Source organism: Shinella sp. JR1-6 (genome assembly GCF_004284735.1).
Lineage (GTDB): Bacteria > Pseudomonadota > Alphaproteobacteria > Rhizobiales > Rhizobiaceae > Shinella.
This window is the reverse complement of sequence record NZ_SHMI01000038.1, coordinates 13,593-28,655: the sequence shown is the minus strand read 5'-3', so window position 1 is coordinate 28,655 and position 15,063 is coordinate 13,593. Positions and strand designations below refer to the sequence as shown.

At 53.3% G+C, this 15,063-nt stretch carries 15 protein-coding genes; 6 read left to right on the top strand and 9 right to left on the bottom strand.

From position 1 onward, the window contains the following. Positions 1-578: 578 nt before the first annotated feature. Positions 579-1,343 (top strand): capsular polysaccharide synthesis protein, encoded by a 765-nt coding sequence (locus EXZ48_RS31175; RefSeq protein ID WP_130520876.1) that lies wholly within the window; start codon positions 579-581, stop codon positions 1,341-1,343. A gap of 38 nt (positions 1,344-1,381) precedes the next feature. Here the strand turns inward: EXZ48_RS31175 and EXZ48_RS31170 are convergent, their stop codons facing one another. The 6 genes from EXZ48_RS31170 to EXZ48_RS31145 all read right to left on the bottom strand — a co-directional run bounded on the left by EXZ48_RS31170 (position 1,382) and on the right by EXZ48_RS31145 (position 9,474). Next, positions 1,382-2,122 carry a sulfotransferase gene (locus EXZ48_RS31170; RefSeq protein WP_130520875.1) on the bottom strand — a complete coding sequence of 247 codons (741 nt, stop codon included), beginning with the start codon at positions 2,120-2,122 and terminating at the stop codon, positions 1,382-1,384. Further along, positions 2,037-3,698 (bottom strand): hypothetical protein, encoded by a 1,662-nt coding sequence (locus EXZ48_RS31165; RefSeq protein WP_165909485.1) that lies wholly within the window; start codon positions 3,696-3,698, stop codon positions 2,037-2,039. Before EXZ48_RS31165 ends, EXZ48_RS31170 begins: the two co-directional genes overlap by 86 nt. Before the next feature lie 243 nt (positions 3,699-3,941). Continuing rightward, on the bottom strand, positions 3,942-5,168 hold the full coding sequence (locus EXZ48_RS31160) for a glycosyltransferase (RefSeq protein WP_130520870.1): 1,227 nt from the start codon (positions 5,166-5,168) through the stop codon (positions 3,942-3,944). Positions 5,169-5,397: 229 nt separating this feature from the next. Continuing rightward, positions 5,398-6,780: an HlyD family type I secretion periplasmic adaptor subunit gene (locus EXZ48_RS31155; protein ID WP_130520868.1), complete on the bottom strand. Its 1,383-nt coding sequence runs from the start codon at positions 6,778-6,780 to the stop codon at positions 5,398-5,400. 14 nt (positions 6,781-6,794) lie between these two features. Further along, on the bottom strand, positions 6,795-8,477 hold the full coding sequence (locus EXZ48_RS31150; protein ID WP_165909484.1) for a type I secretion system permease/ATPase: 1,683 nt from the start codon (positions 8,475-8,477) through the stop codon (positions 6,795-6,797). Between the two features lie 100 nt (positions 8,478-8,577). Further along, positions 8,578-9,474: a calcium-binding protein gene (locus tag EXZ48_RS31145; protein WP_165909483.1), complete on the bottom strand. Its 897-nt coding sequence runs from the start codon at positions 9,472-9,474 to the stop codon at positions 8,578-8,580. A 55-nt stretch (positions 9,475-9,529) separates the two neighbouring features. Between EXZ48_RS31145 and EXZ48_RS35100 the strand changes: the two genes are divergently transcribed. After that, entirely contained in the window at positions 9,530-10,021 is a 492-nt protein-coding gene (locus tag EXZ48_RS35100; protein ID WP_165909482.1) for a hypothetical protein, read from the top strand. Continuing rightward, complete coding sequence (locus tag EXZ48_RS31140; RefSeq protein WP_130520865.1) at positions 9,934-10,866, top strand: sulfotransferase; 933 nt, start codon at positions 9,934-9,936, stop codon at positions 10,864-10,866. The genes EXZ48_RS35100 and EXZ48_RS31140 overlap by 88 nt, the downstream gene beginning before the upstream one ends. Before the next feature lie 15 nt (positions 10,867-10,881). Here the strand turns inward: EXZ48_RS31140 and EXZ48_RS31135 are convergent, their stop codons facing one another. Next, positions 10,882-11,676: an antibiotic acetyltransferase gene (locus tag EXZ48_RS31135; RefSeq protein WP_130520864.1), complete on the bottom strand. Its 795-nt coding sequence runs from the start codon at positions 11,674-11,676 to the stop codon at positions 10,882-10,884. 330 nt (positions 11,677-12,006) lie between these two features. Between EXZ48_RS31135 and EXZ48_RS31130 the strand changes: the two genes are divergently transcribed. Together EXZ48_RS31130 and EXZ48_RS31125 are read left to right on the top strand one after the other, a co-directional pair. Continuing rightward, positions 12,007-12,264, top strand: a complete 258-nt coding sequence (locus tag EXZ48_RS31130) for a type II toxin-antitoxin system VapB family antitoxin (RefSeq protein WP_130520862.1) — start codon at positions 12,007-12,009, stop codon at positions 12,262-12,264. After that, complete coding sequence (locus tag EXZ48_RS31125) at positions 12,264-12,650, top strand: type II toxin-antitoxin system VapC family toxin (RefSeq protein ID WP_130520860.1); 387 nt, start codon at positions 12,264-12,266, stop codon at positions 12,648-12,650. Before EXZ48_RS31130 ends, EXZ48_RS31125 begins: the two co-directional genes overlap by 1 nt. 396 nt (positions 12,651-13,046) lie before the next feature. Here EXZ48_RS31125 and EXZ48_RS31110 read toward each other — a convergent pair whose 3' ends face one another. Together EXZ48_RS31110 and EXZ48_RS31105 are read right to left on the bottom strand one after the other, a co-directional pair. Beyond that, a complete protein-coding gene (locus EXZ48_RS31110; protein WP_130520858.1) occupies positions 13,047-14,141 on the bottom strand; it encodes a GSU2403 family nucleotidyltransferase fold protein in 1,095 nt (364 codons plus the stop codon). Between the two features lie 383 nt (positions 14,142-14,524). Then, entirely contained in the window at positions 14,525-14,647 is a 123-nt protein-coding gene (locus EXZ48_RS31105) for a transposase domain-containing protein (RefSeq protein ID WP_371687687.1), read from the bottom strand. Here EXZ48_RS31105 and EXZ48_RS35095 point away from each other — a divergent pair. Then, positions 14,612-14,926, top strand: a complete 315-nt coding sequence (locus EXZ48_RS35095; protein WP_165909480.1) for a hypothetical protein — start codon at positions 14,612-14,614, stop codon at positions 14,924-14,926. The genes EXZ48_RS31105 and EXZ48_RS35095 overlap by 36 nt on opposite strands. Positions 14,927-15,063: the final 137 nt, after the last annotated feature.

Here is a 15,063-nt window from a genome sequence, read left to right as displayed (position 1 = left end):
GAATCCTCCGAGCGGCGTGACGTTCACCGTTCGTTCGACCTTAGCGCAGGATTTTGAACAGATCTTGTTCCGACCCCAATTTCTATCTAGTGGAAATCCTTTCAGCGGAAGCGAAAAAGTACAGTGCCCAAGTCGCGATAGAGAAAGAATTATAAGCCATTTCAGATAAAAATCTTCATTGTCAATGCCAATTACACTTCGTTTTAGTATTATTTTTCTAAAAAAATTAGCAAATTTATTTATGTCTTCCTCAAATTTTTGATATGTTATGTCTCCACGCGGAGATTCTATCGCTACATTGTGGGGTGTATTTTTAGAATGATAGGAGATTGGCTGCGTATACAAAGAATCATCCCCCGTATCTGTCTGTGATTTTATTTTATGTGAAGCACGACTTATTATATTCACAAATTTCGAAGTGCAGCGCTACAAATCTCCACCTCTGCTGGTGGCGTATTTTCGGCACTGGATATACTCCATAGGCTGGGCCTTTTGGTAAGAGAATAATTTACCAGGTATGATAATTCACATTGGCGCTATAAAATTGTCAAAACCCTCGTAATTCCTAGGCTCATAATATGGCAGTACCCCGTAAGATTTATGCCCTTTGGCTACAAGGCATTGATACGGCACCCGAGATCATCAAGGTCTGTTTTCAGCGTTGGAAGATTCTTAACCCAGAATGGGAGCTTATCATTCTGGATCGCGAGGGAGCGCTTAAGGCGATTGGCGACTTTCCTATCGATCTCTCCAAATTCTATCAGCCGCAGGCCCTAGCTGATATTCTCCGACTAAAGCTCCTGCAGCATGGTGGCGTTTGGGTTGACGCCACCGCCTATCCTGTCATCCCACTAAAAGAATGGATTGACACTGCTGCCGGCGTTTCGGGCTTTTTTGCCTTCTCAGGGCATCATGAGGCACTGGATGTATCAAACTGGTTTCTGGCGGCCGAACCCGACAACTTACTGGGCCGGAGATGGTGGGTAGAAACCTGCCGCTATTGGGAGCAGCCGCGTAAACTCATCACATTCAAGGATAATGGTGGGTTCCAACGTAATTATGAAATTGACCCGATGTGTGTTTCACCTACAGGAGAGAAAGAAACATTCCCCTTCTTCTGGGCCATGTACCTTTTCTCGTACCTGTGTAAAACGGATATGGATTTTAGTAGATTATGGAAATTGACGCCGAAATTAAGCGGAAGAGAGGCTCATGCCGTTCAATTTTCCATAGATAATAAGAATTTCCGGCTGGAGGATGCCTTGAAAGGGCCAGTGCAGAAGCTGACGTGGAAGTCGGAGATCTTCTCCGAGCGGTTTCTATCGCTTCTGCGGCATTGTTAAATCATAATCCGCACGTATCCTTTTTCGGAATTTTTCATTCAATAGGAGTGCCGTGTTTCCATGATCTTTTTATAAACGCTCTCATCGAAGGAAACACCAAGAAACTCTGTCAAGAGGCGGGCGTGCTCCGGCCCCTTGGTCAACTCTTCATATTCGACATGGAAGGCATTCGAGGCATTGGCGAAGCGATTATCCCGCAACCGCTGATCCATGCTGCGGATCGTGGCGTAGGAATGGGCCGTATCTTTCCACCAGCTGCTTTGGGATGTGGCGAAAATATCACGATGGTTGAAGACGATTTTTGCATCCTCGAAGATTTCTAAGGTATCGGCGAGGAACGCGTCGAAATCCTCAACCTCATTCCAGTTGATGCGGATTTCCTTGCACCCGATTACCGTTGCATCCGCTGGCGGCTTGAGGATCGTCTCCACGAACGCCTTGCGAAGGGTGGTTCGCACTTCTTCGGGCTTGATCAGGTCGGCCCCGTACCAGGGATGAACCGGCAGCATTGACTTCTTGGCGATTTTACCCGTCGTATCCTTAGCGGCCCGGTAAAAGCCGCACAGATGCGCGAGCGCATTGTGGTTTTCTCCACGAATGCAAAAGCCCGGCAGGCTGTTGAGGTAGCCCATCAGCAAGGTCGAGCCGGAGCGTCCATAGGTGAAGATGAAGACGTAGCGGTGGGATTGGCACCTACTGGGCGCCTTCTTCGGGGAACTCGAAGCGCCAGCGATTTTTGGCGTCGAGAGTTTGCTGATTAAGCTTCGAAATGATTTCATAGAGTTCAAAGGTCCTTTCAACACTGGACACGTCACTGATGACCGCGCCCTCGTAGTCCCGGTCGTCCTTGATATAGATCTCCCGGATCGAGAGGAGTTTCGAATTCAGGGCGGTGGCTTCCAGGCCGTTGGCACTCATGACCCGGCCTGTCGCGTAGTCCTCCAGCATGTGCTGATATTTCGGGAGCGGCGTCGATGCAATAAGGTTCGCCGCCTTGCGGCTCAGGAAATATCCACCTTGTCCGTCATACCAAGTCTGCTCGGGATCGATCTCGAAGATCAGGCCGGCAAGCTGCTTGTTGAAGACAGCTGTGCTGTGCCAGTCGAAAGCGGTACGGCTGCCCAGATTTACGTCGCTGCCGATATAGTCGAATTTCTCATAGGCGAATTCCAGGAGCTTCTGGACGTTGAGGAGGCAATCGTCGTCGAGCTTGAAATAATGGTCCGCATCGACGATCCGCAGAGCAGCGGAAACGCCGTGCCAGATCTTGTGCGAGAGATATTCATAGGTATCGGGAACCGGCAGGATCAGCCGGTCCTCGACGAGGACCGCTTCGGATTGCTCGGGATGGCCCTCGATAAAATAGACGTCGATATTAGTAAGACGTGCATCCTTGGCCCAGGTGTCGCGAATGGCCTGCTGCTTGTGGCGATTCTTCTTACAGCTTACGACGAGTACGGCGAGCTTGCCGCGCCGCTGTATGGCGATCGTCTTCTTATGGTCGCGCAGCAGGATCGGAGCGCTCGCCAGCTGCACGTCGTCCATATCCCAGGCCAAGCTCGCCTTAGGCGTGGGCGCCGGAGCATGGAGAGGATGGCGGCCGGCGATATCTTCCGCCGACAGGCGCAACTTGCCGTCGACGTCCACGAAGTATGTCTGCTTTCCGATCGAGAGTGCCTGGAGGTCTCCGGGATGCGCTTCGTCGAGCAGAAGAAAGTCGTCCGTCCGGCTGCGCAGCCGCTTGTTGCGGACAACGGCGGCTAGACGGTCCGGATCAGTCTGCGAATCGAGGAGGATGACATTGCGATGGTGGACCTCGGAGAGAACCCTGTTCATGAACAGGGCGCCCTTGAGCTTACGCAAGGCGCCGTCGCTTTTGACGGTCATTTCGACGACGGATGTACGGATATTGAAGCAGGTGCTCTGCAGGCCGACGAAGAAGCTGTGCCGGAACAATCTTGAGTTGTGTACAACGACGAGAAGCTCATCGAGATAGGGATGGACCTTTTCAGCGAGGCGGCTGAAGGCCTCTTCATTTCCATCCCAAAGATAGAGTGCCGAAAGTCCGGGCTTTAGGCCCTCCGCTTCTCCGAGCGCCCGTAGCCGAGAGCCGAGCCCCAGGCGGAACCTGTATTCGGGAAAGAACCGCCAGCGCCGCGAAAGGGCCTCAGTGATCGGCTCGTCGTCGCCAATCGTCATGTAACGGAAATTGCTGTAGACGCTCCAGACGATAGATTTCGGAAAGGCTTTACAGGGAAATTCCAACCGGAAATCCTTAAGTTCCAGGACGAAGATTTCGCCGTCGAGAAAGAGCCTTCCCTTGATCGCCTGCCCCTTGAAGGGGAAATCATGCACTTGCGGCTTGCCCCAGACGCCCGCATAACGATCCTTGACGGAGAGCTGGCCCGCCTCCTTGTCGAATTCCACATGGAAGAGAACGTCATCAGCCAGACTGTCCACGATATGGAAGTAAAGCCGCGCCTCCTTGTCGAGAGCAGAGACGGAAAAGCGAAGAGGGCTGTCGAACCTCTTGATAATTTTGATTCTCTTCATATCGTTGACTCCAGATTCTGCACCGCCCTCTTGAAAACACCGTCCCTATGGCGCACCCATCTGTCCCTTTGCCACGCGCTCGATCAGGTTAAAGTATTTCCGGGTGAGATCCTTCATATCGTAGCGCTCCAGCATGAGCGTCCGGGCTCGCTCCCGCAGAGGAGCATACTGTGCCTGGTCGGTCAGCACATCGGCAAGCCGCCCGGCCAGCGCCTCCGGCTCGAAGAAGGGCACGAGAAGGCCGTTTTCGCCATCCGTTACGATCTCGCGTACTGGATCCGTATCCGAGCCGACGATGAGCGCGCCAGCGCTCATGGCCTCCATCATGGACCAGGACAGCACGAAGGGCACTGTTAGATAAACATGGGCAGCGGAGACGCGCAGGGCATCGCGCAGAGTACGTAGCGGCTGGCGGCCGAGGAAATGGATGCGGCTTTCATCAAGAGAAAGATTTTCCAGCGCCCATTCTTTGTAGGTCTTCCCGTCCGGACGCTTGGCGCCGTAGGCGACCCGATCTTCGCCGATGATGACGATATGGGCTTCCGGCCGGCTTTTCTGCAGTATCGCCGCGGCCTCCATGAATTGCGGAAATCCGCGGTAAGGCTCCATGCCGCGCGCAATATAGGTGATGACTGGATCGCCTTTACGGAACACGAGGTCGCCGACAGAAAAAGTGGCGACTTTGTCCGGCGAGAAGTAATCTACATCGACTCCGTCATGCAAAACGGAGATACGCTCGTGGAACTGCGGCGGAAACTGGCTCTTCTGGTATTCGGTCGGGCATTGGCCCCAGTCCATGGCGGCGAGGTCATGCAGGATCGCCGTGTTCTTCATGCGAATTTTCAGTTCCACATCTGGCTTCTTGGGAGCCTCATGATCGAGGAAGGAGGAATCCGAGCCATAGGCATGATAATACCACTCGAAATAGGGCATGTATTTCGCCTGTGGCCAAAGATCCTTGAGGAAAAGACCGTCGCCGAAGCCGGAATGGGTGAGAATGATATCGGGCTTCCAACCTTTCGCCTTTACCGGCAGGAGAGCCGTATAGGCAGCCTGGCCGCGAATGACCGATGTTTCTGTATAGCTGAGCGCCGGATGGATATCCCTGCGCGCCTCACGATGAGGCGTGTATTCTATGCGCTTGATTGGCGCTGGCTGCTTGTTCGAGGCCAGCGAAGCGGAAAGCATATCGACATCCCGCCGCCCCTTCAGGTGACGCACGATGCGTGCATACTGGCCTGGGAAGTTGTTGTGAACAAACAGGATACGCATGCCGCCTCATTTGGGTTTTCGCCAGTGAAGCCTTTAAAGCAAGGATCGGCTGAAGGGAACCTCTAGGACGAATCGACACTCATAGTAGCCAGATCATTACGGCTGCGAGGCAGGCAAAGCCTTTGAAGTGCCTAGTTCGGCGATCATAGCGGGTTGTGCAATTATGAAGCACCCATCAAGCGATTTGGTAATCATGAAGTCGATTGCTCCTAGCCGATTGCCCTCTTTGCTAATCTTTGTAGGTCCTCAGGGCAAAGCGGGTGACTGGATCGGCAAGATGCTGGAGGAGTGTTCTCGCTTCCGTCTGGAAAAATAGCTCGGCGACGTTTCCAGGTAGGATATTGCGGCCATGATGCTCACTTTCCATGCGTACATGGGTAACATAGTAGGAAACACGCGGATCGGAAGGCATCGTTATAGTGTCGGCTGAGATATAGACGACCTTACCCTTCAGCGGTGGCGTCACTGTCACCTGGTCGCTTGAAAAAATGATTTCTACATTCTGATCCATGAAAATCTTGGTGATGTCTTGCGGTAGGATCGGTACTTCGAAGAGAAGTGGTGCATCCTTCGGCAGGATGTCCGCGATCTTCTCACCCGGCTTAATAACCGCACCGAGCGACTTGAACGGCATGCTGAGTACGACGCCGTCAACGGGGGCGATGATATCAGCTCGCCGCATGCGATCGTCGAGCCGGTTAATCATGTCTTCGGTCTGATTCAGCCTTTGTTGTAGTTCCGTGATCTTCTGGTTGGTCTCGGCCGCGTGCTCGGCGATTAGCCGCTGCTTTTCATCGCCAAAGGAACGGATATTGTGATGCGATTTCTGAATCGTAGCCTGAGCGTTGGATTTCTGCCCATTAAGCCGAGCTGCCTCACGCTGCAAGGCGAGCACGCGAGAGCGCTGAGTGAGCCCTTTAGAAAGTAGGTCCGCAAGATCCGCCTCTTCTTTGACGATAAGCTCCCTCTGCGCATCGATGGCAATGACTTGATCCTTGAGCGATACAAGATCTTCCTGCTCGTTAGCGATCTTGCCATCGAGTACTAACAATTTCTGCCGCAGCGCTTGTCGGGTGCTCTTGAATTCAGCTACCTGGCTTTGGTAGGCTTCTATGACGCGCGGATTGTCTGTGACAGGCGCGAGTCTCTCCGAGGCAATGGAGAAATCTTCGGCCACGTCATCCCGCTCGGCTCGCCAACGCTCCAGCTCGATGGTGGCGAGTGCTCGCTCGATGTACATCCGGTCGAGTTGGGAGCGGGTCGCAGTCTCGTCCAGTTGCACGATGACGTCGCCGCGCCGGACACTGTCACCCTCGTTGACACGGATATTCTCAATGATGCCGCCTTCGAGATGTTGCATCACCCGGTTATTGCCCTCCGCGATAACACGACCGCTAACAATTAACGCTCCACCGAGCTTGGCGGTCGCGGCCCAAGCACCACCGAAGCCAAAAAGGGCGACAAGTACAAGACCAGCAGCGAGCATGGGTTTACGCCTACTGGTCGGGATCGCGTCACTCCAGCTCTGGAGGGTTTCAAGCTTGAGACCAGAAAGCGTCGGGGCTGCTGGTCGGTTGTTGTCCGCCCCTTGCGAAAGGTTGTCGTTGGACATGGTGTTATTCCTGATCAGGAGGCCTTATTCGGCACGGGCCGGACGAGCTTTCCCGGCATGACGTCAGACGGATTTCCGTAAGCGTCCACTTGACCACCTTTTAGTACGAGAACTTTATCGACATGATGGAGAAGTGACAGCCGCTGGGTGACGACGATTGAGGCGATATTAGCAGCCGAAGCCCGCTTCAAGGTCGCGAACAAGATCTGCTCGCCCTCAGTGTCAAGGCTGGCGTTCGGTTCATCGAGGACGACGAATGCCGGTCCACCGTAATAGGCTCGGGCAAGACCGAGAAGTTGCTTCTGGCCGCCTGAGGGTTGAAACCCGCTTTCTGAGATAACACTGTCATAGCCTTCGGGAAAACGCATGATCATGTCGTGAATCCCAACGAAGCGAGCGGCTTCAATGGCAAGCTCTGGCGGATCATCCGTACGCATGCGTGCAATGTTTTCACGCACAGTACCATCGAAAAATCCGACTTGCTGCGGCAGATAACCCATATGTATCCCGCGTGTTACAGGATCCCAAGTACGCATATCCTGTCCGTCGAGCAATATTTGCCCATTGGTTGGCTCGAGGAAACCGATAAGCATGCGGGCAAAAGTCGATTTACCTGCACCGCTGGGGCCAACAATGGCTACGTTCTGCCCAGCTCCGATAGCACCGGTAATGCCTTTCAGGATCGGTGGCATGCCGGGAGCAGGAATATAGACAACTCGTTCTGCAGTGAGGCTGTGGGTCGGACGCGGTAACGGTGTCTGCCGATCTGGCAAGGTAAAAGCAGCAACACGCGCATCGAGTTTCTTTAACGCAATACTTCCCTGCTTCAATTGACGCCACCCCCCCACTATGGCTTCGATCGGAGCGAGTGCGCGGGACGCGATGATTGAGGTGGCAAAAATAATGCCTGGGGTCACATGGTCGGAGAGTACAAGAAGTGCGCCACCACCAACCATCGCAATCTGAAGAAGCTGGCGCACCAGCTTTGAGGTCGAAGAAAGCGCACTTGCTCTAGCAAGCAGATGGAGAAGTGTTGTCAAATGTTTTGCCTGGGCACGTCCCCAGTGCGCAACCGTTTGCGGGTAGAGCCCAAGCGCACGTACCGTTTCGTGTTGGCGCAAGTGGCTTTCAAGCGTTTTCCGCGCTGACACCGATGCCTCTTCAACAGCCCGCACATCACCACTGGTCAGAAGCTCACCAACGGCAGCCACTACGAGGAGTAGGACCATACCGCCGAAAACGATACCGCCTAGTAGTGGATGGATCAAAAAAACAAGTAACAAGAAGAGCAGCATGACCGGTAGGTCAAACAGATTCGGAAAAATGCTTGAACCAATCAACTTACGAAGTTCAGCGAGTTGGGAGAGGCTGCCAGCGGAGGCTCCTCGGGGTAAGGCCAACTCTCCTGTAAGGAAAAGGCCGGATACGCGCGCTTCGAAACGAACGCCGATTCGAGCAAGCAACACCTGACGCAATGTATCCAACAGACTGAAGACAACTAGAACGACACAGGCGATGATCGTAATCGCAACCAGTGTCTCAAGGCTGCGCGAGGCTATGACACGATCATAGACCTGGAAGAGATAGAGCGGCAGTGCCAGCAGACAGAAGCTGGATATAACCGAGATCAGCGCTACCCCAGCCATGGCACGCGTGGCCGCTTGTTTCTCCACACGATAGGTTTCAGCGAGATTCATCGCATCCATACTTCAAAAGAAAAGGAGTGAATGGCTAGCTTGTAGCAACAAAAAAGAGGGGGGCAAAGCCCCCCTCTTTCCTTAACCACGATAGTCCACCTTACAGAAGGACGTTGGTGTCAGTGATATCAGCAAGCAGCTTGTTGGTCAGAACGACAGAGTTGTCGGCGTCAATCTGGATGAGAACGTCATCCACAGCGGCATCGCCATCGCCATCTACGAGCTTGATCAGACCGGCGGCCTTCAGATCGGCAACCGAGGCACCGACACCGTAATCGGTGAAATCGAGAACGTCCGTGTTCTGGAAATCCTTAACCACATCGTTACCGCTACCCTTCAGGAACTTAAGGGTATCCGTGCCTGCTGCATCAAGGTCGATGGTGTCGTTGCCAGCGCCGCCATTGATGAAGTTCGTGCCAGCGCCGCCAAAGATCTCATCCTTGCCTGCGCCACCATAAACACTGTAGGAACCAGCGCCAGAAATGGTGATCTGATCATCGCCAGCACCACCATAAGCTTCGCCCGAATCAGAGCTGGAAATGGTGATATCATCATTGTCAGCGCCACCGTAGACAGTGTCGCGAACGCCAGCGCCAGTCAGATCGTCTTCGCCAGCACCGCCACCAACAACGTTGATGCCAGCGTCGCCATAGATCTCGTCGTCGCCAGCGCCACCCCAGATTTCGTCATCGCCAGCGCCGCCTTCGACATAATCGTCGCCAGCACCGCCGTAAATGATATCATTGCCGTTCTCACCGTAGATGGAGTCGTTGCCGCCGCCGCCAGCGAGGACGTCATTACCGTCGCCACCATAAATGGTGTCGTTGCCGGAATCGCCTGCGCCAGCCCAAACGGTATCGTCGCCCGTACCTGCGGTGATGCTATCTGCACCGCCGCCGCCAACGATGGAATCCGCGCCGCCGAAACCGTTGATGGTGTCAGCGTCTGCACCACCCGTCAGGGTGTCTGCGTTATTCGTGCCGGTAAACGTAGCCATATTTAGAGGCTCCCTCTTCGAAAAATGTTCACTGCTGGGACGCATAGCTGCAGCTATGCTTCTGAGTGCATGCCAAGATTACGCCGGAAAGTCAACTCGATCTGCCGGGGAATTAGGCCTGTGGCCCAGCGAATATTTCCCGAACGGCACTATTTTTGTAAGTTTTCGACAATTTGGCAGAATTGTTGCCGGAACGCAACAGGAGACCAATGCACCCTGCGCTAAGCGGCCGAAAAGAAAAAGAAAAACGCGGAAGGCCCAGCAAACCTTCCGCGTTCTTGCCTCTAAAGCGCTGATTTCCACGGCACAGCGAAACCTGCATACGCGAAAAATCTGCGACATTCAATATGGCGCCACTCAAATTATCGCCGTGGAAACAGAATCCCTCTGCTGCGCCTTGTCCACACCAAAAGGAAGCAAGGGCAGCCGCCCCCGCCGGATTGTGATTTCCAACCCAGTATGCGACTTCACTATTCAGCGGCATTTTCCCCATATTCCCGCGCCCACAAAGACGGTGAAACAGAGCAGAATCGTGAAGTCAGTATGAACCGGTTGGAAACTAATATGTTCTTTGTTTGCGGCGCTCCGAAGTCGGGCACAACGTGGCTCCAGCGCTCGTTAAACAGTCACCCTAGTATTATATGCAAAGGAGAAGGACACTTTATCGAAAAATTGTTATTGCCCATGGCAACGGTTTTCCGAGACTATAATACACGCTTGAAATTAGTCTCAAAAGAAGTGTATAATGGAAATCCGTATTATAATAATATTTCGAATTCTGATTTTTTTGAATTTTGCCATCAGGTGATCATGAAAATGATGTTATCAAATGAAGAAAAAAGTGCAGATGCATTTGGGGACAAGACTCCTAGGTATTATGAGTACATAGATAACATAAAGCATATTTATCCTAATGGAAAGATAATATGCATACTTAGAGATCCAAGAGATCTTGTTGTTTCAAAATTATACCACGCAAAAAGAAGTGGAGTTAAAGATGTATTAAATAAAGGGTCGGAAAATAGGATTTTTCAAATTAAACTTACTATTAATCAGTTTGTTAATTGTTTTGAAAAAATAACGTCAGCAATAAACAAATATACTTCTGATGTTTATGTGACTTATTATGAAGAATTGCTAGGAAACAATGCAGAAGAGATAAAAAAAATTCTGGAATTTATTGGAGTACACACTTCAAAAGAAATTATTAATGACATAGTTTATTCCAACTCTTTTCAATCATTTACAAATAGAAATCCTGGAGAGATGGATATAAATAGCTTTTACCGAAAGGGAATCTCTGGAGACTGGGTAAACGAGATTACAGATGAAGAAGAGAGGATGATTAGGGAGTACATAACGTCAAGAATTGATATAAGTTATTTTCAATAAGGTTAAACCATAAGATTATTCTCGTGGCGGAAGGTAACCATTAAAATATTCAATTGAATTATCCGGATAAATGCGTAACTTGCGTGGCCTATATGGTTCAATTCCCTCTCTTATTCTCCGCTCAATCACCTCGAGGCATCTCTCGATGTCTGACCATTCCGTACCAGCAAGGATGGCGAGACCATAGTCCCACCAGCGTGATGCAAGAAGCCGATCGACAATTGCGGATGGAAACCGCGGCTTTATGAGCTTTGCAGGCGTTCCACCCACCACAGTGTAGGGAAGGACATCGCTGACGACTGTTGCACGCGCAGCAACCACGGCTCCATCCCCGATAGTCACGCCTCTTGAGAGAAGAGCACCATCGCCGATCCAGACGTCGTTTCCGATCGTGATACGCGCGCGCCTTTTCTCGGTCGCAGCTGCAAGGCTTTGCCTACCCTGTGCAATCTGGCTCGCTTCTATGCCGAAATCATCGAACATCTCCGGCCATTTGGCGTTCCAGTGCCCTGTCATAAGGGAATGAGACGTGATGCCCCTGTAATCGTGCTCAGGCGCCCCACAGACTACTCCTGGTCCTAGTGAGCAAAAGCGCCCTATCCTACCAACATGGCGATAACGCGAACCGCGTCCCCCTAAATAGGTAAAGGCGTCGATGCGGCGAATATCGAAAGCACCTCCCCTCAGCTCTACAAACGGCTCGAAAACAATAGGAACCCTTACACGCCCAATCCCAAATCGACTTTCGGATGGCGTACCGTGGAAAGACACCCGATGTTGTCGTAAAGCTACGAGGAGTTTTTTATCCATAATCGTCTCGACAAACTCCTTTTAAAAGACCCTTTCCCGTACGCTACACTGCCTCAGCGATGTGTTCAGAGATGTGGCTCTTCCTCCTCCACTACCCTCTATTCAGTCCCCTATCCAGTCGCTTAGGTGAGTTAATTTTGAATAGCTAAGGTGCCTTCAGCTCTACATCAGCTAGCAAGAATGGAGAGCGAAAAAGCTAAAAACTACAACAAAAACCGCTCGCCTCACGCTTCATAAAAATGATAGATAAGATTGCCTTATCGTTCATAATTGACGGCTACGCAAGGACATGGTAGAAAACATGAAAATGGTAGATTATTGGAGCCTTTCGTGTCCTTAAACATCAAGAACCCGGCGACCGTCGCCCTCGCCGACGAGCTTGCGCGCCGCCAAGGAATCACCAAGACGGCGGCCATTCATCAGGCGCTCAACGAGCGGCTGCACCGGCTGGGGCACGGAGGTGTCGCACAGGACCGCCTTCTCGGAGAACTCCGCGCAATCAGCGAGCGTGTGGCGCGACTGCCCGAGCTCGATACGCGTACTGATGAGGAGATCATCAGCTTTGACGAACACGGGATTCCGAACTGATGGTGATCGACACCTCCGCGATCGTCGCGATACTGCGTAATGAGCTGAAAGCGGAGACCCTGCGCAGGGCTATAGTTGCCGACACCGTGCGGCTTGTTCCCGCAACCTGCGTGTTTGAAGCGCGCATGGTCCTTGTGAGCCGGCATGGCGAACATGCGCTTGCCGAGATTGACCTCTGGCTCACCAAGATCGCGGCCGATGTGATTGCGGTCGATGCCGACCTGGTCGACGTGGCGACACAGGCCTGGCTCACCTATGGCAAAGGCCATCACCCCGCCGGATTGAATTTTGCCGACTGTTTCTCTTACGCGCTTGCAAAGCGCAGCGACGAGCCGCTGCTTTTCATCGGCGATGACTTCTCCAAAACGGATATTCAGGCTGCCTAACGATGACGAGCGAGTCACGTTCGGCCGACGACGAACTCCCCGACATCATCGATATCGTGCGCGACGTGGTGGATGCCCTCTCCCATGCCCTACCGGCACACCTCGAGCAATTGGCGGACCGGGCGCGCACCTATGTCGAAATGGCGAGCTCGGCGAATACTCACCGCGCCTATGGAACCCCACGCCCATCGCGTTTTAGGACGGTCTCTCCGAAACCTGCGACACGCTACTCCTTGAGATCAAAGCGCGTAGCTCGTGCTGAACGTTCGTTGCCGAGACGGTCGGTGAGCAGGGAATAGAGCCCCGGGCGTCGTCCGGTCATCCAGCGCTTGTCGACTAGATCTGGCGCGCCTTGCGGTAGGCGGCAGCAGCATACACCTTCTTCTTTCTATTTCCTCATACAGGATCGTCAGACTGTTCCTTGCCGATTTCCTGATTCCCCTGCCAAAGGATCTGACGAAACGCGCTAGCTCCAGATTTCGATAGCATACTCCGTTCGGCCTGAAGTAGGGCTTCTTGCCAGGCCGGGCCGCGCTCCCATGCTTCATCGAACGCGATGGCGAAATCGGATGCTCTACGTGTCTCGAACAGGGCCTCGAAGAGGATCTCCGCCTGTCGGATGTCCTTGTCCCGCTTGATCGCGCTCATACCGTCGGTGCGTCGTCTCGTGGCGACGATCATCTTATGGACGGCATATCTCGCCGGATCCGGGACTGTCACAGGGACACCGCTCTTGTGAAGCAGGACTGTCCGCACAGGCTCCCTGATAAGAAAGTCGAGGAAGCGAAGCGGATCCGCGCTCGCCCCGCCGAGGGCAGGCATCTTCGATGGCTGGCCGATATAGTCGTCGGAGCCGCGGTTCGATGTCAGGAACTCCACGCGATATCCAGTCGAATTTTGGAATGCAGACGAAGCCACGGATCCCGATCGATGAGGGACGGGTCGAAAGGTGGGATCGACTCTCTGCAGGAGTTCGACAATCGGGGGGAGACTGTCTTCGACTTCCTGCGAGATCGCATAGTCCTGCGCAATATCCGCATCCCCGGTCAGGACTGATGCCGAGGGCAGGCGTACGCCGAGCAGTCCGGCGTAGGTCTGAAATGCGACTGTCCCGATGAGGACACAGCGGAGCCGGAAGAGGCCCCTGGCCGCGAGTGCCTCGACGAGGTTGCCGGACATCGCGTCAGGGGCGACCATGCCGCCGTCGCGTGTCAGCGTGCTAGCCATGCGCCTCCGAGCGATGAGATCGTCTTTCTGTTGTTGGTGGGTTTCGACACGCTGCGTGATCTCCGTATCATCAGCAGGGCCGACGTATCGCCGGGACTTGCCGCCGGAGCCGTCCGGGATGTCGAAATACCAATAAGCCTTCTCCTTGACGACGACACGCTGAAAGCGGCCCTCGGGTGGAAAATCGGCTGTCCATGCCGCGTCCATGGATCGCTGGCCCAATTCCGCAAGCATAGTCTGGTAGACGAGATCGATCTTCTTCATCGGTAGTGATGCTCCCCAACAGGGCGACTGCCCTTGGACCTCTCCCAGCGTTCAATCCCACGCCTTCTAAGCAGAGGTAGCCTGAGGCGTATTCGTATCGGCCCTCATCAATGACATAGCAGCCAATCTTGAGAACAGCTTCAGCGGACCTCGTTTTGTTCCGCTGGCAGATGTTAAGTTCGTTTGTTGCCGCTTCAAGCGCGATGGCCTTAACGTCGTTATACCTTTTTCGTAGATCGGTATAGCAAAACTGAAAAAAGGGGAAGTCCCCAGTGGACAATACCATGCACATTGCTCGGGTTGTCGCCCGGTCCCCTGTGCCGCTCTCAAGGTCAAAGCCGTGAAAGACCGGGCAAATATCTGATGCACATGAACGTAAACGGTCAGCCGATGGCGTCTGGCCGGAGGTTCCGGGGCATAAGCGCTTTGATTTTGGCTGCCGGCCAGCCTTGAGGGATGCGGGTCAATATGTGGGAGAACCAGTCGAGCGGATCGACGCAATTCATTTTGCAGGCCTGCAGCTCAAGTCGGAGATCTATCTTGCTAGACATGAGGATAAACTCGAACTCACCGAAGTTGTGGCCTCTGGTACCTGTGGCGAACTGACGGCGGGAGGAAAGCTGGCGCTGGTGGAAATCAGACATATGCCGGTCGGCAGGCAAATCTTCGCACTCTGGTGCCGAAGTTCACCCTATTCGAGAGACTTTGAAACATTGACGATCGAGATTTCTTCGCTGATGCTCCAACAGGAGGACCAACCTCTCGAGGAAACCGGGCATCCGTAACCCCACCCGGCTTCGGCGGATGCACAGCTCATCGACCCGATTGCCTTATCGGTTATGTTTCTCATCATAGAGAAATGCCGCAAATCATCGACGAAACCAGCGGATTTTGTGCTCCGGACGTCGCTGCTCCGCCGCTC